The sequence below is a fragment of the Kocuria rhizosphaericola genome, assembly GCF_044462205.1.
Lineage (GTDB): Bacteria > Actinomycetota > Actinomycetes > Actinomycetales > Micrococcaceae > Kocuria > Kocuria rhizosphaericola.
The window spans coordinates 17,960-35,628 of the sequence record NZ_JBISWK010000084.1; the positions used below are offsets into that span (position 1 = coordinate 17,960).

Below are 17,669 nucleotides of genomic sequence, written 5' to 3' on the forward strand. Positions count from 1 at the left end.
GGCCTCTTCCACCCACTATGGCACGACCCCCACCCACTGTCAGCACCCTGTTCATTCGCTGTGCGCGATATCCGCGCCCCGGCCCGGCGCCGTCGGCACCGGGCGCCGCGCCGCTGCCGGCCCAGCCGTGCCGGGCCTTGCCAGAGCCGGGAGCCGCTGGTTGGCTGGGCCCATGGACACGACTCCCGGATCCGGCAACCAGCTTCCCGACGACCCGCACCTGGCCGACGACATCGGCGTGCCGGACACCCCGGCCCGCGACCTCGAGACGGCGCAGGACCCCCTGGGCCAGACCAACGCCGGCCAGCGCGTTCCGAGTGCGGGCGACGCCGACGACCCCGCCGACCCGGACTTCGGGGCCGGGACGGGCGGTCCCGGCCCCACGGCCGGGGACTGATCCGGAACAACTGACCCGGAACAGCGGCGCCCGGCGGGACGCCCCCGCTACCCTGGGTCCCATGAGCACCCGCGGCACCAGCACGGCCGGGATCGCCCGGGCCACCGGCATCCCCTGGGAGACCTGGACGGCACGGCTCGACGAGCTCGGCGCCCGGGCGATGAGCCATGCCGAGGTCGCCCGCCGTGTGGCGGAGCAGCTCGAGGGCGTCGTCGAGAACCACGAGTGGTGGGCGCAGTCCGTCACGGTGGCCTGGGAGCAGCACACGGGAGCCCGCCGGCCTGGGCAGGCCGGGGACGGCAGCTTCGGGGCGAGCGCGAGCCGCACGGTGGCCGGCACCCCGGACGAGGCGCTCACCCGGTGGACCGCGCTCGTGGCGGGGCGCACGGAGGTCGGCGGCGTCCCGTTCGAGCAGCCGCCCACCACCGCCGCCACCGAGAAGTGGCGCTACTGGCGCGTGCGGCTCGCCGACGGGACCCGGGCGTCCGCGACCATCGGCGACAAGGGGAGCGGCCGCGCCACGGTTGCCCTCGCGCACACGGGCCTGGCCTCCGCCGACGACGTCGTGCGGTGGCGCACGACCTGGAAGGAGCTGCTGGCCGCGCTCTGAGCCCGCGCCACGCTTGTGAGACGGCTCACTCCTCGCCTACGGTGACCCAAGTACCTGAGACGAGGAGTATCACATGACCGTGCCCTATCCGCGCCTGCTCGCGCCCCTGGACCTGGGCTTCACCACCCTGCCCAACCGGGTGCTCATGGGGTCGATGCACACCGGTCTCGAGGAGCTGCCCGGGGGGTTCGAGCGCCTCGCGGAGTTCTACGCGGAGCGGGTGCGCGGCGGCGTGGGGCTCATCGTCACGGGCGGCATCGGCCCGAACCCCGAGGGCGCCACGCACGCCGGTGGCGCCGTGCTCAGCACCCCGGAGGAGGTGGCCCGGCACCGCACGGTCACGGACGCCGTGCACGCCGAGGGCGGGAGGATCGCCCTGCAGATCCTGCACGCCGGCCGCTACGCCAGGACGCCCGACGCCGTGGCCCCGAGCCCGCTGCGCGCTCCCATCAGCCCGGTGGTCCCGCACGAGCTCACCGCGGAGGAGGTCGAGCGGACCGTCGAGGACTTCGCCCGCACCGCCGCGCTCGCCCGGGAGGCCGGCTACGACGGCGTGGAGGTGATGGGCTCCGAGGGCTACCTCATCAACGAGTTCGTCGCCGCCGAGACCAACCACCGCACCGACCGGTGGGGCGGGTCCTTCGAGAACCGGATGCGCCTGCCCGTGGAGATCGTCCGCCGCGTCCGCGAGCGCGCCGGCCCGGAGTTCATCCTCGTCTACCGGCTCTCCATGCTGGACCTCGTCCCGGGCGGCTCCACGCTCGAGGAGGTCGTGGCGCTGGCCCGGGCGGTCGAGGCGGCCGGCGCCACCCTGCTCAACACCGGCATCGGCTGGCACGAGGCGCGCATCCCCACGATCGCCACGGTCGTCCCCCGCGGCGGCTTCTCGTGGGTGACGCGCCGGCTCAAGGGCGAGGTCGGGATCCCCCTGATCGCCGTCAACCGCATCAGCACCCCGGAGACGGCGGAGCGGATCCTGGCGGACGGGGACGCCGACATGGTGTCCCTGGCCCGGCCCCTGCTCGCGGACCCGGACTTCGTGGCCAAGGCCGCGTGCGACCGGGCGGACACGATCAACACGTGCATCGCGTGCAACCAGGCGTGCCTGGACCACACCTTCGCGGGCCGGACCGCGTCCTGCCTGGTCAATCCGCGGGCCGGGCACGAGACCCTGCTGCGCCTCGGCCCCACCCGCCGGGCTGAGCGGATCGGCGTGGTCGGCGCGGGCCCCGCCGGGCTGGCCTTCGCCGTCAACGCGGCGGAGGCCGGGCACGCCGTCACCCTCTTCGAGGCCGAGGACCGGATCGGCGGGCAGTTCCTGATGGCCCTGCGCATCCCCGGCAAGGAGGAGTACGCGGAGACACTGCGCTACTACGGCGTGCGGCTCGCCGAGCTGGGCGTGGACGTGCGGCTGGGGACGCCGGCCGGGCCCGAGCACCTGCGTGGCTTCGACCGGCTCGTGCTCGCCACGGGCGTGGCACCGCGCGTGCCCGAGATCGAGGGCGTGGAGCACCCGTCGGTCGTGGGCTACCGGGACGTCCTGCACCACGGGGCGCCCGTGGGCCGCCGGGTCGCGGTCCTCGGCGCCGGGGGCATCGGCTTCGACGTCGCCGAGTTCCTCCTGCACTCCCCGGGCGCGGACTTCTACCGTGCGTGGGGCGTCGACACCACGCTGTCCGCCCGGGGCGGCCTGGCCGCGCCCTGCCCCGAGCGCCCCGCGCGAGAGGTGACGCTGCTGCAGCGCTCCCCCGGCAAGCCCGGGGCCGGGCTGGGCCGCACGACCGGCTGGATCCACCGGGCCTCGCTCCGGGCCGGGGGCGTCCGCGCCCTGAGCGGGGTGACGTACCGGCGGATCGACGACGACGGGTTGCACCTCACCGTGCCGGGTCCCGACGGCGCGGACCCGGTCGAGCAGGTGCTGCCGGTCGAGACCGTGGTGCTGTGCACGGGCCAGGAGCCGCTGCGGGAGCTGCACGACGCGCTGCTCGAGGCCGGGCACGACACCGGTGCCGTCCCGGTGCACCTCGTCGGCGGGGCCGACGTCGCGGCCGAGCTGGACGCCAAGCGGGCGATCCGGCAGGCCACGGAGCTCGTCGCCGTCCTGGGCTGACCCCCGTCCAGGACCGCTCACCGCCGAACTCACCGCTCCTGCCCGAAACGGGAGCACATCTCGCGGCGGCTCGGGCAGAACCGGTGAGTTCGGCGGTGAGCGGGGCGGAGGCGGGGCGGGGCGGGCCACCGTGCGGCGATCGGCGCACGGTGCCACGATGGGGGCAGTCCCCCAGGAAAGGAACTCCATGCAGCTCGACCTCAAGCTCGTCAACGCCACGGTCCTGACCATGGAGCCGGGCCGCCCGACGGCCTCGAGCCTCGGCGTGCACGGCGGGCGGATCGTGGTCCTCGACGACCCGGACGTGCCGGCCGCGAAGACCGTGGACCTCGGCGGGGCCACCGTGCTGCCCGGGTTCGTGGACGCCCACTGCCACACCGCGTGGTTCGGACTCGGCCTGGCGGAGGTGGACCTCGCCGGCTGCACGTCCCTGGACGGGCTCTACGCGGCCCTGGAGCGCGGCATGGCCGCGAAGCCCCGGGACGAGGAGTGGCTCATGGCCACCGGTTTCTACCCGGCCACCGTGGGCGGGTCGCTGCCCGACATCGACGTCCTCGACCGCATCACCGGCGGCACACCGCTGTTCGTCCGGCTCGCGTCCGGCCACGCGGCGGTGGTGAACTCCGAGGCGCTGCGCCGGGCGGAGATCCTCACCCCGGGCACCCCGGACCCGGTGGGCGGGCGGGTGGTGCGGAACGACACCGGACGCGCCACGGGCCTGATCGAGGAGACCGCCCAGGCGGTGGTGCAGGAGCTGTTCCGCCCCTATCCGGTGACCAAGCTCGTGGCGGCGCTGGACCGCGCCACCGCCCGCTACGCAGCCGAGGGGATCACCACGTTCGCGGAGGCCGGGGTCGGCGCCGGGTGGATCGGGCACAACCCCTCCGAGCTGCAGGCCTATCAGCAGGCCAGGGACGCCGGCGCCCTGCACGCCCGGGCCCAGGTGATGCCCGTGCTGGACGTCCTGCACGGGATCGGCGGGCTCGCGGACGGCTCCGAGCGCGGGCTCGACCTCGGGCTGCGCACCGGTTTCGGCGACGACGAGCTGCGGCTCGGACCGGTCAAGGTGTTCGTGGACGGCTCCCTGCTCGGGGAGACCGCCGCGGTGACCGAGGCCTTCTGCGGCGGCCACTCCACCGGCTACTTCCAGGAGAACCCCGAGCAGATGGCCGAGGCGATCCACGCCGCGTACCGTGCGGGCTGGTCGGTGGCCGCCCACGCGATCGGCGACCGCGCCATCGACTTCGCGATCGACGTGATCACCCGGTGCCAGGACGAGCACGGGCGTCACCGGGTGCCCAACCGGATCGAGCACGCGAGCATCACCCGCCCCGACCAGCTGCCCCGGCTCGCGGCCGCGGGGATCGTCGTGACCCCGCAGATCGGCTTCCTGCGCCCCATGGCCGCCCAGTTCCGCCGGCTCCTGGGGCCCGAGCGCACGGACTGGACCTACCGGGGCCGCAGCTTCCTGGAGGCCGGCGTGCGGATCGCGGGCAGCTCCGACCGCCCCGTGGCGGACGGCGCCGTGCTGCGCTCGGTCCAGGCCTGGACCGACCGCCTCGACGGCGAGGGGCGGCGGTTCGGCCCCGCGGACGAGCAGCTCGACGTGCTGGAGGCCCTCGCCGCCTACACGTCCGAGGCCGCGAAGGCCCTGGGGATGTTCGACCGGATCGGCTCGCTCGCCCCCGGCAAGCTCGCGGACCTGGTGGTGCTGGCGGAGAACCCCCTCGAGGTGCACCGGCGGGGCGGGTCGGTGGAGCACATCGGCGTGCTCGCGACCTACCGGGGCGGCCGGCTCACGCACGCCGCCGGCTGAGCGGGCCCGGCCGCGCGGTGCCGGCGGGGTGGACGGCCCTCAGCCCTCGACGAGGATCCCGTCCTCGTCGGCCCACACCGTCCGGCCCGGGCGGAAGGTGACGCCCTCGATGACGACCGGCACGTCCTGCTCCCCGACGCCGTCCTTGGCGGACTTGCGCGGGTTGGAGCCCAGGGCCTTGACCCCGAGGGGCAGCCCGGCCAGGGCGACCCGGTCCCGCACGGGACCGTTGATGACGACCCCGGCCCACCCGTTGCGCACCGCGGACTCCGCGATCATGTCCCCCATGAGCGCGGTGCCCATGGAGCCGTGGCCGTCCACGACGAGGACCGCCCCCTCTCCCGGGGAGTTGAGCACGGCCTTCACGAGGCCGTTGTCCTGGAAGCAGCGGACCGTGCGCACCGGCCCGGTGAAAGCGGTCACCCCGCCCAGGTCGAGGAACTGGCGCGGGCAGGACATCAGCTGCTCCCCGCGCTCGTCGTAGAGGTCGGCGGTGGTGAACGGGCGCGGATCGGTCATGAGCTGCTCCTGAAGCATCCGGTGGTGGTTCCGGGACCAGCCTAGCGACCGGCGCCGCCGCGATCGGCCCCGGCGCGCTCCGTGGACGGCCCCGGCGTCCCTTCCCGCGCGGCGCCGACGGTGGTCCCCAGCGGGATCTCGTCGATGAGCAGGGACAGCACGAGGCACCCCGCCGCGACGGGCACGCCCCACAGGAAGATCGGGGGCAGCGACTGGGCGAAGGCCTGCGCGACGGCCTCCTGCACCGGGGCGGGCAGGCCCGCGAGCACCTGGGGGCTCAGGGTGTTGACGTCGAGGGAGGGCAGGCTGCGGCCCGCGAGCGCGTCGTCGAGCCGGGCGACGAAGACCGAGCCGAACACGGCGATCCCGAAGGACGCGCCGATCTGGCGGAAGAAGTTCGACGACGACGTCGCGGCCCCCACCTCCCCGGGCGGCACCGCGTTCTGCACGATGAGGACGAGGTTCTGCATGAGGCAGCCGATGCCGAAGCCGGTGACGGCCATCCCCGCTGCGGTCAGCGCGTACGGGGTGGTCTCGTCGATCAGGGAGAGCAGGACGAGCCCGGCGGCCATCACCGCGGAGCCCAGCACCGGCCAGTGCTTGTAGCGCCCCGTCCGCGCGATGCGGCGGCCGGTGCCGATCGTGCCGGCGAGCATCCCGACCGTCACGGGGATCATCATCAGGCCGGCCCCGGTGGCCGACGCGCCGTCGACCATCTGCAGATAGGTGGGCAGATAGGTGATCGTCGCGAACATGATCACGCCCATGCCCGCGGCCGCCGCGGTGGGCACCACGAAGTTGCGCACGCGGAACAGGTGCAGGGGGATGATCGGCTCCGGGGCGCGGCGCTCGACCAGCACGAACAGCACGCCGAGCACCAGGGCCACCCCGGCGAGGCCGAGGATCCGCGGGCTCGACCACGCGTACGCCGTGCCGGCCCACGTGGTGAGGAGCACGAAGGCCACGCTGCCCAGCGCCAGCAGGGCCGTGCCGAGCACGTCGAGCCGCACCCGTCCCCGGGGGACGTGCGGCAGGTGCAGGAAACGGGGGATGAACAGCAGCGTCAACAGCCCCAGGGGCAGGTTGATGTAGAACACCCACCGCCAGCTCACGAGGTCCGTGAGGAACCCGCCGATCAGCGGCCCGCTCACCGAGGCGAGACCGAAGGCCGCCCCGATCACGCCCATGTACTTGCCGCGCTCGCGGGGGGAGACCAGGTCCGCGATGATCGCCTGCGCCCCGATCAGCAGGCCTCCGCCGCCCAGGCCCTGGAGGGCGCGGAAGACGATGAGCTGGGTCATGTCCTGGGCGGCGCCCGAGAGCACGGAGCCGAGCAGGAAGACGACGACGGCCACCAGGAAGATCCGCTTGCGCCCGTAGAGGTCGCCCAGCTTCCCGTAGACCGGCAGGCCCACCGTGGCGGCGAGCACGTACGCCGTGACCACCCAGGAGATCCGGTCGAGCCCGTCGAGGTCCCCGACGATCGAGGGCAGGGCGGTGGCCACGATCGTCTGGTCGAGCGCGGCCAGCAGCACCGCCATGAGCAGGCCCAGGAAGGTCAGCAGCAGCTGGCGGTGCTCCGTGCGGCCGGGGTCAGCGGCCACCGGCTCAGCGGTCGATCTTCAGCACGGAGCCGTTCTCGACGTCGACGAACACGTCCACCGAGTTGCCGTCGGGCTCGTCGATCTCGACCTCCCACACGGTCGTGCCGTCCTCCGTCTCGAGCTGCGCCTCGTCGAGCGCGCCGTTGACCGTCTCCAGCGCCGTGCTCAGCCCGTCCTCGAGGGGCACCCGGACCCGGGCGAGCTTCTCCCGGTCGTCGCTGTCGAGGCCGCCCTCCTCCTCCTGGCTGATCACGTCCTCGCCGTCCTCGGAGACGTACAGCTCGTGCTCGCGGTCGCCGGAGGCGACCGCGACCTGCCAGCTGGCCGGACTGTCCTCCCGTGCGATCTCGAACGCCTGGGCGTCGCCGCCCACCGCGTCCTCCGCCGCGGCGACGGCGGAGGACACCACGGCCGCCTCGCCGCCGGCCCCGGCGGTGGAGTCCGCACCGGGGCTGCCCGAGGGCGAGGCGGTGCCGGACGGCGAGGCGGTGCCGTCGCCGGTGGCGTCCTCCCCCGGACTCGCGCTGTCGTCGGGGCTGGCGGTGTCCTGCGCCGGGGTGCCGGTGGTCGCCGGGGCGGTGGTGCCGTCCTCCCCTGCGCCACCGTCACCCCCCTCGCCGCCGCAGCCGGCGAGGAGCAGGGCGGAGAGGGCGAGCGCGGCCAGGGACAGGGGCCTTCTGTCAGTGTGCAACATGTTCTGGATTGTTCTCCCCCGCGAGCCCCCTGGCAAGGACGTGACCGGGGCGCGGACCCGCCGGGCGCGCACCCCCCACCGGGCTCACAGGCGTCGCGTCTACTATCCTGGAGAACGCCTGACCCGAGACCGGGGGCATGCGCACCGCGATCGACGCCAGGAAGGAGGCGGCATGGGATTCCTCGAGAGCCTCGAGCACAACATCGAGAAGGCCGTCCGCGCCGCCTTCGCCACCGGCTCCCGGAAGCGGGTGGAGGCGGTCGAGATCGCCAGCGCCCTGCGGCGGGAGCTCGACCACGAGGCGTTCACGATCTCCGCCGGCCGCACCATGGCCCCCAACGTCTTCGTCGTGGAGTTCTCCGACGAGGACTTCCCGCGCGCCCAGGACTGGGGCACCCCGCTCGCGGAGGAGCTGTGCGACGTCGTCATCAAGCACGCCCGCAGCCAGGCCTACACCCTGCAGGGGGCGGTGAAGGTGTCCTTCACCCGCAACCCGGAGGTGGAGGCCGGCGAGTTCCGCATCCACTCCTCGGCGCAGCGCACCGCGGAGTCCCCCAACACCCCCTCCACGCCGAGCGGGCAGCGGATCGCCCGCGGCCACCGCCGGGAGGAGGACGAGCCGACCCGCTCCGTGCCGGCACAGCACTGGATCCCGGTGCTCGACGTCGAGGGCGCGCGGTTCTCCATCAACGCGGACTCGATCGTGCTGGGCCGCTCCGCCGAGGCGGACATCACCGTGGAGGACACCGGTGTGTCCCGCAAGCACCTCGAGATCCGGCGGCAGGGCGAGCACTTCGTGGCCGTGGACCTCGGCTCGACCAACGGTTCCTACGTGGACGGGGAGCGGGTGATCGGCCGCACCGAGCTGGTCAACGGTTCCGTGATCACCATGGGTCGGACCAGGATCACGTTCCGCCTCCTGACCCCGAAGGGGAACCGCTGAATGTCCGAACTCACCGTCACCCTCCTGCGCTTCGGGTTCCTGGCCCTCCTCTGGATCTTCATCTTCAGCATCGTCGCCAGCCAGGGGCGTGACCTGGCGGTCGGCGGGAAGCTCCCGGCGGTGCTCACGCGCTCCCGCGGCGACCGCCGCGGCGCCACGCAGGAACAGGTGCCGCCCGCCGCGGGCTCCACCACCGGTCAGCGCTCCCGTCCCCAGACCCTGGTGGTCATCGACGGCCCCCTCCGCGGCCGCAGCTATCCCCTGGGCAACGCCCCCGTGATGCTGGGCCGGTCTCCCGAGGCCACCGTGCCGCTCGGCGACGACTACGCCTCGGGGCGCCACGCCCGGCTGTTCCCGCAGGGCTCCCGCTGGTTCCTCGAGGACCTCGGCTCCACCAACGGGACCTTCGTCGGCCAGCAGCGCCTGTCCCGGGCCGTGCCGCTCGATCCAGGGACCCCGTTCCGGGTGGGCAAGACCGTCCTGGAACTGAGGTCCTGACGCATGGCGATCGCCTTCCGCTACGCCGCGCGCTCCGACGTGGGCCGGGTCCGCTCGAAGAACGACGACTCCGCCTACGCGGGCCGCCACCTCGCCGTGGTCGCCGACGGCATGGGCGGGCACGTGGGCGGGGACGTCGCGTCGGCCTCCGCGGTCATGGACCTCACGAGCCTCGACCGGCCCGACCACCACGGCGACGGCGCCACCGTGCTCACGGACGAGATCCAGAACGCCAACCAGAACCTCGCCAAGCTGGTCCTGGGCAACGCCCGCCTCGGCGGCATGGGCACCACCGTCACGGCCCTGCTGGCCGACCGGGACGAGCTCGTCGTGGCCCACATCGGCGACTCCCGCGCCTACCGGCTCCGGGGGGACGAGTTCCGCCAGGTCACCAAGGACCACACCTTCGTCCAGCGGCTCATCGACGAGGGCCGGCTGCGCCCGGACGAGGCGGAGTCCCACCCGCACAAGAACGTCCTGATGCGCGTGCTCGGCGACGTGGACGCCTCCCCCGAGATCGACGTGGAGACCCTCCGTCCCGAGAGCGGCGAGCGCTGGCTGCTGTGCTCGGACGGGCTCAACGCCGTGGTCCGCCCGGAGACCATCCAGTCCGTGCTGGGCTCCACCGACGACCTCAACCAGATCGTGGACACGCTCGTGGAGCTGACCCTGGACCGCGGGGCCCCCGACAACGTGACCGTGGTGGTCGTCCAGGTCTTCGAGACCGACGACACCGCCCCCGTGCCGCAGGCCGGCGAGGCGCGCGGCGCGGTCCCCGACCCGGAGTTCGCCCGCACCTCGGACGAGATCACCGCGGACGCCGGGACGCAGCTCGCCGCCACGAGCCCGTCCGAGTCCTCGGCCGCGGCGCTGCGCCGCGACCTCGCCGCGCGCCCCCACCTGCTGGTGGGCGCCGCCGCCAACGCCACCCAGACCGGGCGCATCCCCACCGTGAGCGACAGCGTCCTCGAGCGCCGCGCGACCCTCCTCCAGACCTCCACCCCCGACACGCTGGCCGATCCGCAGGAGGTCGAGTCGGCGCTGCACCGGGCGGACGCGACCGTCCCGTCCCCGCGCCGGCGCCGGCACCGGCGTGCCATCGCCGTGCTCGCGCTGGCGACGGCCGGGCTGATGCTCGTGGCCGGAGGGTGGCTCACCAGCGGCTGGATCAGCTCCCAGTACTACGTCGGCGAGCAGCAGGGCAACGTGGCGATCTACAACGGCGTCTCCCAGTCGCTCGGGCCCGTGAGCCTCAGCGACCTCGAGCGCGCCACGGACCTGCGGGTCGACGACCTCCCCGGCTTCGCCCAGGCGCGGGTGCGCAACGCCATCCCCGCGGGCAGCCTCGAGGAGGCGGAGCGGATCGTGCGCGAGCTGCGCGAGTCCGTGCCCGAGGAGACCGCCGGCCCCGAGCCTCGCCCGACCGGAACCGTCCAGCGGGCCACCGCCTCCCCCACCGCTTCCCCCGGTGGTGACGGATGAGCGCCCCCGCCGGGACCCTTCCCCGGGAGGAGCAGGTGGAGCCCCGCCAGAAGCCGCGGCGGCTCACCGAGCTGCTCCTGCTCGTCCTCGCCGTGGGCATCGGCGTGGGCGCGAACGTCCTCGTGGACCCCGATCAGCTCGGCTCGGGAGACCCCCACATCCTCGTCTCCGGGTTGGTGCTGGGCATCGGCGCCCTGGTCCTGCACGTGGTGCTGCGGCTGCGGGCCAAGTACGCGGACCCCTACGTCCTGCCGATCGTGGTGGCCCTCAACGGCCTGGGCATCGCCATGATCCACCGGATCGACCTCACCACCGACCAGACGGCGGCGAGCTCGCAGGTGGTGTGGACGGCCTTCGCCATGACGGCCGCCGGCCTGGTGCTCTGGTTCCTCAAGGACCACCGGGTGCTGCGGCGCATCACCTACATCTGCCTGCTGCTCAGCGGGCTGCTGCTGCTCCTGCCCCTCCTGCCCGGTCTCGGCCTGGAGCTCAACGGCGCCCGGATCTGGATCTCGGTGGGCGGGCGCACCTTCCAGCCCGGCGAGGTCGCCAAGATCACCCTGGCGGTCTTCTTCGCGGGCTACCTCTCGACGAACCGGGACCTCATCCTCCTGGCCGGCAAGAAGGTCGGCCCGGTGCGGCTGCCGCGGTTCCGGGACATGGCGCCGATGTTCGCGGCCTGGATCATCGCGATCGGCGTGCTCGTGTTCCAGCGGGACCTCGGCTCCGCGATCCTGTTCTTCGGCCTGTTCGTGGCCATGATCTACCTCGCCACGACCCGGCTGAGCTGGATCGTGATCGGGCTGCTGCTCGTGGCCGTCGGAGGGTTCTTCGCGAGCCAGGCCTTCGGCCACGTCGCGGCGCGCCTGGACTCCTGGCTCAACGCCTTCGACCCCGAGGTGTACAACCGGGCTCCGGGCGGCTCCGGGCAGATCGTCCAGGGCCTGTTCGGGCTCTCCTCGGGCGGGCTCTTCGGCCAGGGGCTGGGCCAGGGCCGGCCGGACCTCGTCTCCTACGCCAACTCGGACATGATCGTGACCGCGTTCGGCGAGGAGCTGGGGCTGATCGGTCTGAGCGCCGTGCTCGTGCTGTTCTTCCTGTTCGTCACCCGGGGCTTCCGGGCCGCCCTGGGCACCCGTGACGCGTTCGGCAAGCTGCTGGCGGCGGGGCTGTCCGCGGTCATCGTGCTGCAGCTGTTCGTGGTGGTGGGCGGGGTCACCCGCCTCATCCCCCTGACCGGGCTCACCACGCCGTTCATGTCCGCCGGGGGCTCCTCGCTGCTGTCCAACTGGATCATCGCGGCGATCATCCTGGCGATCTCCCACACGGCCCGCCGGCCCGTGGTCACCGGCCCGGCCACCGAGGCCGACCTCGCCGAGGTCGCCGCCTACGAGGCCGCGCTGCGGGAGGCGGCCCGGCGGGACGACCAGGAGCGCGCCGAGCGCCTCGAGCGCCGGCGCGACCGCCGTCCCCAGAAGGAGACGGACGGGGCCGAGGCGGACGGGGCGCACGACGACGGGGAGGACCGCGCCACGGAACGGCGGAGCGCCCGGTCCGACACCGTCCGCGGTCCGGCCGTGTCCGCCGACACCGCCGCCACCGAGCCGATCGCCGCCGCGGGCCCGGGCGGGCGCCGCGACGCCGAGGACGAGGACCACCACGGCGGCACCCCCACGGAGGCGATGTCCCGCCTCACCGACCAGGACCGCAGGGACTCCGGAGGGTCCCGGAGCACCGAGAACGGAGGAGCATCGTGAACCGGGCGATCCGACACACCTGGGTGGCCGGCGTGGCGATCTTCACCGTGCTGCTCCTCGCGCTGACCTACGTGCAGTTCTTCGCGGCCGGCACCCTCGAGGCGCACCCGTGGAACAACCGCAGCCTCTACGACCAGTTCGGCGCGGACCGCGGCGCGATCCTCGTGGACGGTGACCCGAAGGCGTCCTCCGTGCCCTCGGAGGACGACTTCGAGTACCAGCGCGTCTACGCGGACCCGCTGACGTACGGGCACCTGACCGGCTACTTCTCCCTGGTCTACGGCGCCACGGGGCTCGAGGCGGCCCTCGGCGAGGAGCTCTCCGGCGCCTCCGACGAGCAGTTCTACGACCGTGTGGTCTCGATGTTCTCCGGGAACCAGCCCACGGGTGCGTCGGTCGAGCTCACCATCGACCCGGAGCTGCAGCAGACCGCCGCCCAGGTGCTGCAGGGCCGGAAGGGCTCGGTCGTGGCGCTCGACCCGGAGACGGGCGCGGTCCTCGCCATGGTCTCGAGCCCCGGCTACGACCCCAACGAGCTGGCCTCGCACGACTCGGGCTCCGTGATCGCCGCCGCGGAACGGCTCAACGCGGACCCCGAGGAGCCCCTCGTCAACCGGGCCGTCGCCGGGGACCTCTACGCCCCGGCCTCGACGTTCAAGATCATCGACACCGTGGCCGCCCTCGAGTCCGGGGACTACACCACGGAGACCCTGATCCCGAACCCCCAGGAGCTGCCCTTGCCCGGCACCGACGTGACCCTGCCCAACTTCGTGGGCGGCGGTTGCACGGCGCGGGCCCAGGCGGACCTCGAGTTCGCGCTGGAGCAGTCCTGCAACACGCCGTTCGCCCAGATCGCCCTCGATCTCGGGGAGGACAGGATCCGGCGGACCGCCCAGGCCTTCGGCTACGGGGAGCCCCTCTCGGTCCCGCTCAGGGTGACCCCGTCGGTCTTCCCCGAGGAGCTCAACGACGCCCAGCTCGCGCTGTCCTCGATCGGCCAGTACGACGTGCGCACCACGCCCCTGCAGGTGGCCATGATGAGCGCCGCCATCGCCAACGACGGCGTGATGATGAAGCCCCAGCTCGTGGAGAGCGTGCGCTCCGCCGACCTGTCCGTGATCGACGAGTTCACCCCGGAGCAGCTGCGCCGCTCCACGAGCGCGGACGTCGCCGAAACCGTCACGGAGCTCATGGTCGAGGTCGTCGACGACGGGATCGCCCGGGGCGCGGCCGTGCCCGGGGTGGAAGTGGCCGGCAAGACGGGCACCGCCGAGATCGGCTCGGAGGAGGGCCTCAACGACTCCTGGTTCACCGGTTTCGCCCCGGCCGACGACCCGCGGATCGCCGTCGCGGTCGTCTTCGAGGACGTGGACGTGGCGACCGGCTCCACCCTGACCACCACGAGCGCCAAGCAACTCTTCGAGGCGGTGTTGAACAAGTGAGACCATCGTCGAGCACCGTCCTGGGCGGGCGCTACGAACTGACCGACCGGATCGCGATCGGCGGCATGGGAGAGGTGTGGAAGGCCAGGGACCGGGTCCTGGGCCGGATCGTGGCCGTGAAGATCCTCAAGGAGGAGTACAACGGGGACCCGAACTTCCTGCAGCGCTTCCGTGCGGAGGCCCGGCACACCGCGCTCCTGAACCACCCCGGCGTCGCCAACGTCTTCGACTACGGCGAGGAGGAGGGCTCCGCCTTCCTCGTGATGGAGCTGGTCCCCGGCGAGCCGCTGTCCAACATCATCGAGCGGCAGAAGACGCTCGAGCCGGACAAGGTGCTCAACTACATCGGGCAGACGGCCCGGGCGCTGGCGGCCGCGCACGCCCAGGGGCTGGTGCACCGCGACGTGAAGCCCGGCAACCTCATCATCACCCCGGACAACCGGGTGAAGGTCACGGACTTCGGGATCGCCCGCCTGGCGGACCAGGTGCCGCTCACGGCCACCGGACAGGTCATGGGCACCGCCCAGTACCTCGCGCCGGAGCAGGCCACGGGGCAGACCGCCACGGGCTCCTCGGACATCTACTCGCTGGGCATCATCGGCTACGAGTGCCTGGCCGGGCGGCGCCCGTTCACCGGGGAGTCGCAGATCGCGATCGCGCTCGCCCAGGTCAACGACCCGCCGCCGCCCCTTTCCGAGAGCGTGCCCGAGACCGTGCGGGCGCTCCTGATGTCGATGCTGGCGAAGGATCCCAAGGACCGCCCGGCCACCGCCGGCGCGCTGGGCACGGCCGTGGACGCGATCCGCCGCGGGGACGAGGACGCGGCGGTCGCGGCCGTCCCCGGGATGCGCCCCTTCCTCGACCTGCCCGACGACGACGCCACCCAGGCGTTCGAGCCGGTGCAGGACGAGCCGACCCGGCTGCTGGACCGCGAGCGCACGGCGGCCGCCGCGGCGGCGGGAGCCGCTGCGGCCGGCGCGTCGCGCCCCATCACCGCGGAGATGGACGTCGTCGAGGACCCCCGGGGGGCCGAGGACGACGCAGAAGGCCACGGCGCCGGCCCGGCCCGGCCCGAGGAGCGCCCGGAGCACCGCTCGGTGTGGGCCTGGCTGCTGCCGCTGCTCCTGGTGCTGCTCGTCGTGGCGGGGCTGCTGTGGTTCTTCTTCCTCCGCGATCCGGTGCCCGTGAGCCGGGAGCCGTCCCCCACGGGCACCGTCTCCACCTCGCCGGTGCCCGGCGACCCGCCCTCCCCCGCGGTGGAGACGCCCGGCGCGGCGGACACGGTGGAGGTCCTCGCCGCCCGGTACGAGGGCCGTCCCGTGGACGAGGTCGTGCAGGAGCTCTCGGACCTGGGCTTCCCCGTGGAGAGGTCGGGCCGGACCTCGGACGAGGAGGAGAACACCGTCCTGTCCCTGAACCCCGTGGGGCAGGTGGCGCGGAGCACCACCATCACGGTGGTCTACTCGACGGGCCCGGACACCGTGGAGCTCCCTTCGGGGATGGTCGGCCGGCCCGCCGATCCGCTGATCGACGAGATCCGGCTCCTGGGCGTGAACATCATCCGCTACGACGAGACCACCGAGGACGCGGAGCCCGGCACCGTGCTGCGGACCCAGCCTCTGGGCGGGTCCACCGTCCGCCCCGGCGACACCATCGAGATGTGGGTCGCCGCGGCCCCGGAGACCGCTCCCGCCCCCACCACCGGATCGCCCGCGTCCCCCGCGACACCGACCGGACCCGGCCAGGAGGACTGAGCCGTGCCGGGCCGGAACCCCGTCCCATCCCTGATCAACGACCGCTACGAGGTGGGTGAGACCATCGGCCGCGGCGGGATGGCGACCGTCCATCTCGGGCGGGATCGGCGGCTGGGCCGGCGGGTGGCCATCAAGGTGCTGCGCCCGGAGCTGGCCCGGGACGACACCTTCCACGAGCGGTTCAAGCGCGAGGCGCAGTCCGTGGCGGCTCTGAACCACCACTCGATCGTCTCGGTCTACGACACGGGCGAGATCCTCGCGGGGACCGACGAGGGCGTGGACCGGCCGTTCATCGTGATGGAGTACGTGCCGGGCCGGACCCTGCGTGAGCTGATCCACGAGAACACCGTCACGCCCCGGGAGGCCGTGGACATCACGCTGGGCATCCTCGACGCCCTGGAGTACAGCCACCGGGCGGGCATCGTCCACCGCGACATCAAGCCCGCCAACGTGATCGTGACCCCGGAGCGGCAGATCAAGGTCATGGACTTCGGCATCGCCCGGGCCGTGGAGGACACCTCGCCGGCGCTGACGCAGGCGCAGGCCGTCCTCGGCACCGCGCAGTACCTGTCCCCGGAGCAGGCCCGGGGCGAGTCCGTGGACGCCCGCTCCGACCTCTACTCCGCCGCGTGCGTGCTCTTCGAGCTGCTCACGGGGCGGGCGCCGTTCGTGGGCGGGTCCTCGGTGGACATCGCCGCCCAGCACGTCCGGGACCGTCCTCCCGCACCCTCCGAACTGGATCCCCGGCTCGGCGGGCGTGTCGACGACTTCCTGGCCAAGGCCCTCGCCAAGGACCGCTCCGCCCGCTTCCAGGACGCCGGGCAGATGCGCCGGGCGCTGCGCGAGCTGCGCCCGGCGGTGCCGGGGGACCTGGATGCCACCCAGCCGCTGGACGCGGTGCGGGCGCGGGACGAGGACACGAAGACCCTCCCGCCCGTCCCGGTGCCTGCCGCGGCGGTGTCGGGCCCGCCCACGGCCGAGGGAACGGCCGTGGCCGCGGCGCCGGTGGCCGTGGACGCCCGGGACAGCGGGTCGGCCCCCGCCCGGCGCCGCCGGCGGAGTCCTCTGCGCTCGGCGCTGCTCGGCCTGCTCGTCCTCGCGGTCCTCGCCGTCCTCGGGGTCGTGGCCCTCCAGTGGTTCCAGGACCAGCGCAGCGGACCGGCGCTCGTCGCCGTTCCCTACGTCGCGGGGATGGACGCATCGGTGGCCGAGACGGTGCTGCGCAACGCGGAGCTCGTGCCGCAGCGTGAGGAGGTCTTCGACGACGAGGTGCCCGAGGGCGACGTCGTCGGCACCGACCCGGCGGCCGACACGCAGCTCGAGGAGGGATCCACCGTGGTCCTCGGCGTCTCGAGGGGGCCCTCCGAGGTGGAGGTCCCCGACGACCTCGTCGGCCGGTCCGAGGAGGACGTCCGGGAGGCGTTGGAGTCCGCCGGACTCGCGCCCGCCGAGGCCACCCGATCGGTGAACAGCTCGTGGGTGCCCCAGGGGATGCTGGTCGCCACCGACCCGGCCGGTGGGACCACTGTCCGGAGCGGCTCGGAGGTGCAGCTCGTGCTGTCCTCGGGACAGGTGACCGTGCCGCAGGTCGTGGGGCTGAGCCGGCAGGAGGCCGTCGCGGTCCTCGGCGCCGACGCGGCCCGCCTGTCGGCCGAGGTCGTCACCACCCCCCGGGCGGGGGTGCGGGCCGGGCAGGTCCTGGGCCAGAGCGTCGACGCCGGCCAGTCCGTGCCGCAGGGCTCGACGATCACGCTCACCGTGGCGGTCGCCCCGGAGCCCCAGCCGGTCCCGGTACCGACCTCCTCGCCCGCCCCGTCGCCCTCCCCCGAGGAGACGGCGGAACCGGAGGAGGACGACGTGGAAACGGAGGAGCCCTCGGAGGAGCCGGCCGAGGACGCACAGGCGGGCGACGACGAGGAGGACCGGCCCGAGGCGGCGGAGCAGGCGGACGAGCGCGACCGCGAGGCCGCGGAGCAGGCGGACGAGCGCGACCGCGAGGCCGCGGAGCGGGCCCGCGACGACGAATGACGCGGGGCCCGCTCC

General features: G+C 73.8%; 13 protein-coding genes and 1 pseudogene. 11 read left to right on the forward strand and 3 right to left on the reverse strand.

Going from position 1 to position 17,669, the window contains the following annotated elements:
• Positions 1 to 172 precede the first annotated feature (172 nt).
• The 4 genes from ACH9D2_RS08810 to ACH9D2_RS08825 all read left to right on the forward strand — a co-directional run bounded on the left by ACH9D2_RS08810 (position 173) and on the right by ACH9D2_RS08825 (position 4,933).
• A complete protein-coding gene (locus ACH9D2_RS08810; RefSeq protein ID WP_396362468.1) occupies positions 173 to 397 on the forward strand; it encodes a hypothetical protein in 225 nt (74 codons plus the stop codon).
• Positions 398 to 458: 61 nt separating this feature from the next.
• Positions 459 to 1,007 (forward strand): hypothetical protein, encoded by a 549-nt coding sequence (locus ACH9D2_RS08815; RefSeq protein WP_396362469.1) that lies wholly within the window; start codon positions 459 to 461, stop codon positions 1,005 to 1,007.
• A 73-nt stretch (positions 1,008 to 1,080) separates the two neighbouring features.
• Positions 1,081 to 3,117, forward strand: coding sequence for an oxidoreductase (locus ACH9D2_RS08820; protein ID WP_396362470.1), 2,037 nt, complete (start codon positions 1,081 to 1,083; stop codon positions 3,115 to 3,117).
• A gap of 187 nt (positions 3,118 to 3,304) precedes the next feature.
• Positions 3,305 to 4,933 (forward strand): amidohydrolase family protein, encoded by a 1,629-nt coding sequence (locus ACH9D2_RS08825; protein WP_396362471.1) that lies wholly within the window; start codon positions 3,305 to 3,307, stop codon positions 4,931 to 4,933.
• 39 nt (positions 4,934 to 4,972) lie between these two features.
• On the opposite strand, the gene rraA is transcribed toward ACH9D2_RS08825, so the two are convergent.
• Genes rraA through ACH9D2_RS08840 form a run of 3 tightly spaced genes read right to left on the reverse strand, consistent with a single transcriptional unit; the run spans position 4,973 to position 7,750 of the window.
• Positions 4,973 to 5,452, reverse strand: coding sequence for a ribonuclease E activity regulator RraA (gene rraA, locus ACH9D2_RS08830; protein WP_396362472.1), 480 nt, complete (start codon positions 5,450 to 5,452; stop codon positions 4,973 to 4,975).
• A gap of 41 nt (positions 5,453 to 5,493) precedes the next feature.
• Entirely contained in the window at positions 5,494 to 7,056 is a 1,563-nt protein-coding gene (locus tag ACH9D2_RS08835) for a DHA2 family efflux MFS transporter permease subunit (RefSeq protein ID WP_396362473.1), read from the reverse strand.
• A 4-nt stretch (positions 7,057 to 7,060) separates the two neighbouring features.
• A complete protein-coding gene (locus tag ACH9D2_RS08840; protein WP_396362474.1) occupies positions 7,061 to 7,750 on the reverse strand; it encodes a PepSY domain-containing protein in 690 nt (229 codons plus the stop codon).
• A gap of 172 nt (positions 7,751 to 7,922) precedes the next feature.
• On the opposite strand from ACH9D2_RS08840, the gene ACH9D2_RS08845 reads away from it, so the two are divergent.
• From ACH9D2_RS08845 to pknB, 7 genes and pseudogenes are all read left to right on the forward strand, one after another.
• Complete coding sequence (locus ACH9D2_RS08845) at positions 7,923 to 8,693, forward strand: FhaA domain-containing protein (RefSeq protein WP_396362475.1); 771 nt, start codon at positions 7,923 to 7,925, stop codon at positions 8,691 to 8,693.
• Entirely contained in the window at positions 8,694 to 9,191 is a 498-nt protein-coding gene (locus tag ACH9D2_RS08850) for an FHA domain-containing protein FhaB/FipA (protein WP_396362476.1), read from the forward strand.
• A 3-nt stretch (positions 9,192 to 9,194) separates the two neighbouring features.
• Positions 9,195 to 10,673, forward strand: coding sequence for a PP2C family protein-serine/threonine phosphatase (locus tag ACH9D2_RS08855; protein WP_396362477.1), 1,479 nt, complete (start codon positions 9,195 to 9,197; stop codon positions 10,671 to 10,673).
• Positions 10,670 to 12,028: pseudogene (locus ACH9D2_RS08860) on the forward strand (FtsW/RodA/SpoVE family cell cycle protein); the annotation flags it as partial. The gene ACH9D2_RS08855 and the pseudogene ACH9D2_RS08860, both read left to right, overlap by 4 nt.
• A 398-nt stretch (positions 12,029 to 12,426) precedes the next feature.
• Complete coding sequence (locus ACH9D2_RS08865; protein ID WP_396362478.1) at positions 12,427 to 13,872, forward strand: peptidoglycan D,D-transpeptidase FtsI family protein; 1,446 nt, start codon at positions 12,427 to 12,429, stop codon at positions 13,870 to 13,872.
• On the forward strand, positions 13,869 to 15,626 hold the full coding sequence (locus ACH9D2_RS08870; protein ID WP_396362479.1) for a protein kinase domain-containing protein: 1,758 nt from the start codon (positions 13,869 to 13,871) through the stop codon (positions 15,624 to 15,626). Before ACH9D2_RS08865 ends, ACH9D2_RS08870 begins: the two co-directional genes overlap by 4 nt.
• Before the next feature lie 3 nt (positions 15,627 to 15,629).
• Positions 15,630 to 17,654 carry a Stk1 family PASTA domain-containing Ser/Thr kinase gene (gene pknB / locus ACH9D2_RS08875; RefSeq protein ID WP_396362480.1) on the forward strand — a complete coding sequence of 675 codons (2,025 nt, stop codon included), beginning with the start codon at positions 15,630 to 15,632 and terminating at the stop codon, positions 17,652 to 17,654.
• The last annotated feature ends 15 nt before the right edge of the window (positions 17,655 to 17,669 follow it).

Bases quoted from the DNA above. Each gene is read 5' to 3' on its own strand.
- ACH9D2_RS08810 (WP_396362468.1), top strand. From the start codon at position 173: ATGGACACGACTCCCGGATCCGGCAACCAGCTTCCCGACGACCCGCAC.
- ACH9D2_RS08815 (WP_396362469.1), top strand. From the start codon at position 459: ATGAGCACCCGCGGCACCAGCACGGCCGGGATCGCCCGGGCCACCGGC.
- ACH9D2_RS08820 (WP_396362470.1), top strand. From the start codon at position 1,081: ATGACCGTGCCCTATCCGCGCCTGCTCGCGCCCCTGGACCTGGGCTTC.
- ACH9D2_RS08825 (WP_396362471.1), top strand. From the start codon at position 3,305: ATGCAGCTCGACCTCAAGCTCGTCAACGCCACGGTCCTGACCATGGAG.
- rraA (WP_396362472.1), bottom strand. From the start codon at position 5,452: ATGACCGATCCGCGCCCGTTCACCACCGCCGACCTCTACGACGAGCGC.
- ACH9D2_RS08840 (WP_396362474.1), bottom strand. From the start codon at position 7,750: ATGTTGCACACTGACAGAAGGCCCCTGTCCCTGGCCGCGCTCGCCCTC.
- ACH9D2_RS08845 (WP_396362475.1), top strand. From the start codon at position 7,923: ATGGGATTCCTCGAGAGCCTCGAGCACAACATCGAGAAGGCCGTCCGC.
- ACH9D2_RS08850 (WP_396362476.1), top strand. From the start codon at position 8,694: ATGTCCGAACTCACCGTCACCCTCCTGCGCTTCGGGTTCCTGGCCCTC.
- ACH9D2_RS08855 (WP_396362477.1), top strand. From the start codon at position 9,195: ATGGCGATCGCCTTCCGCTACGCCGCGCGCTCCGACGTGGGCCGGGTC.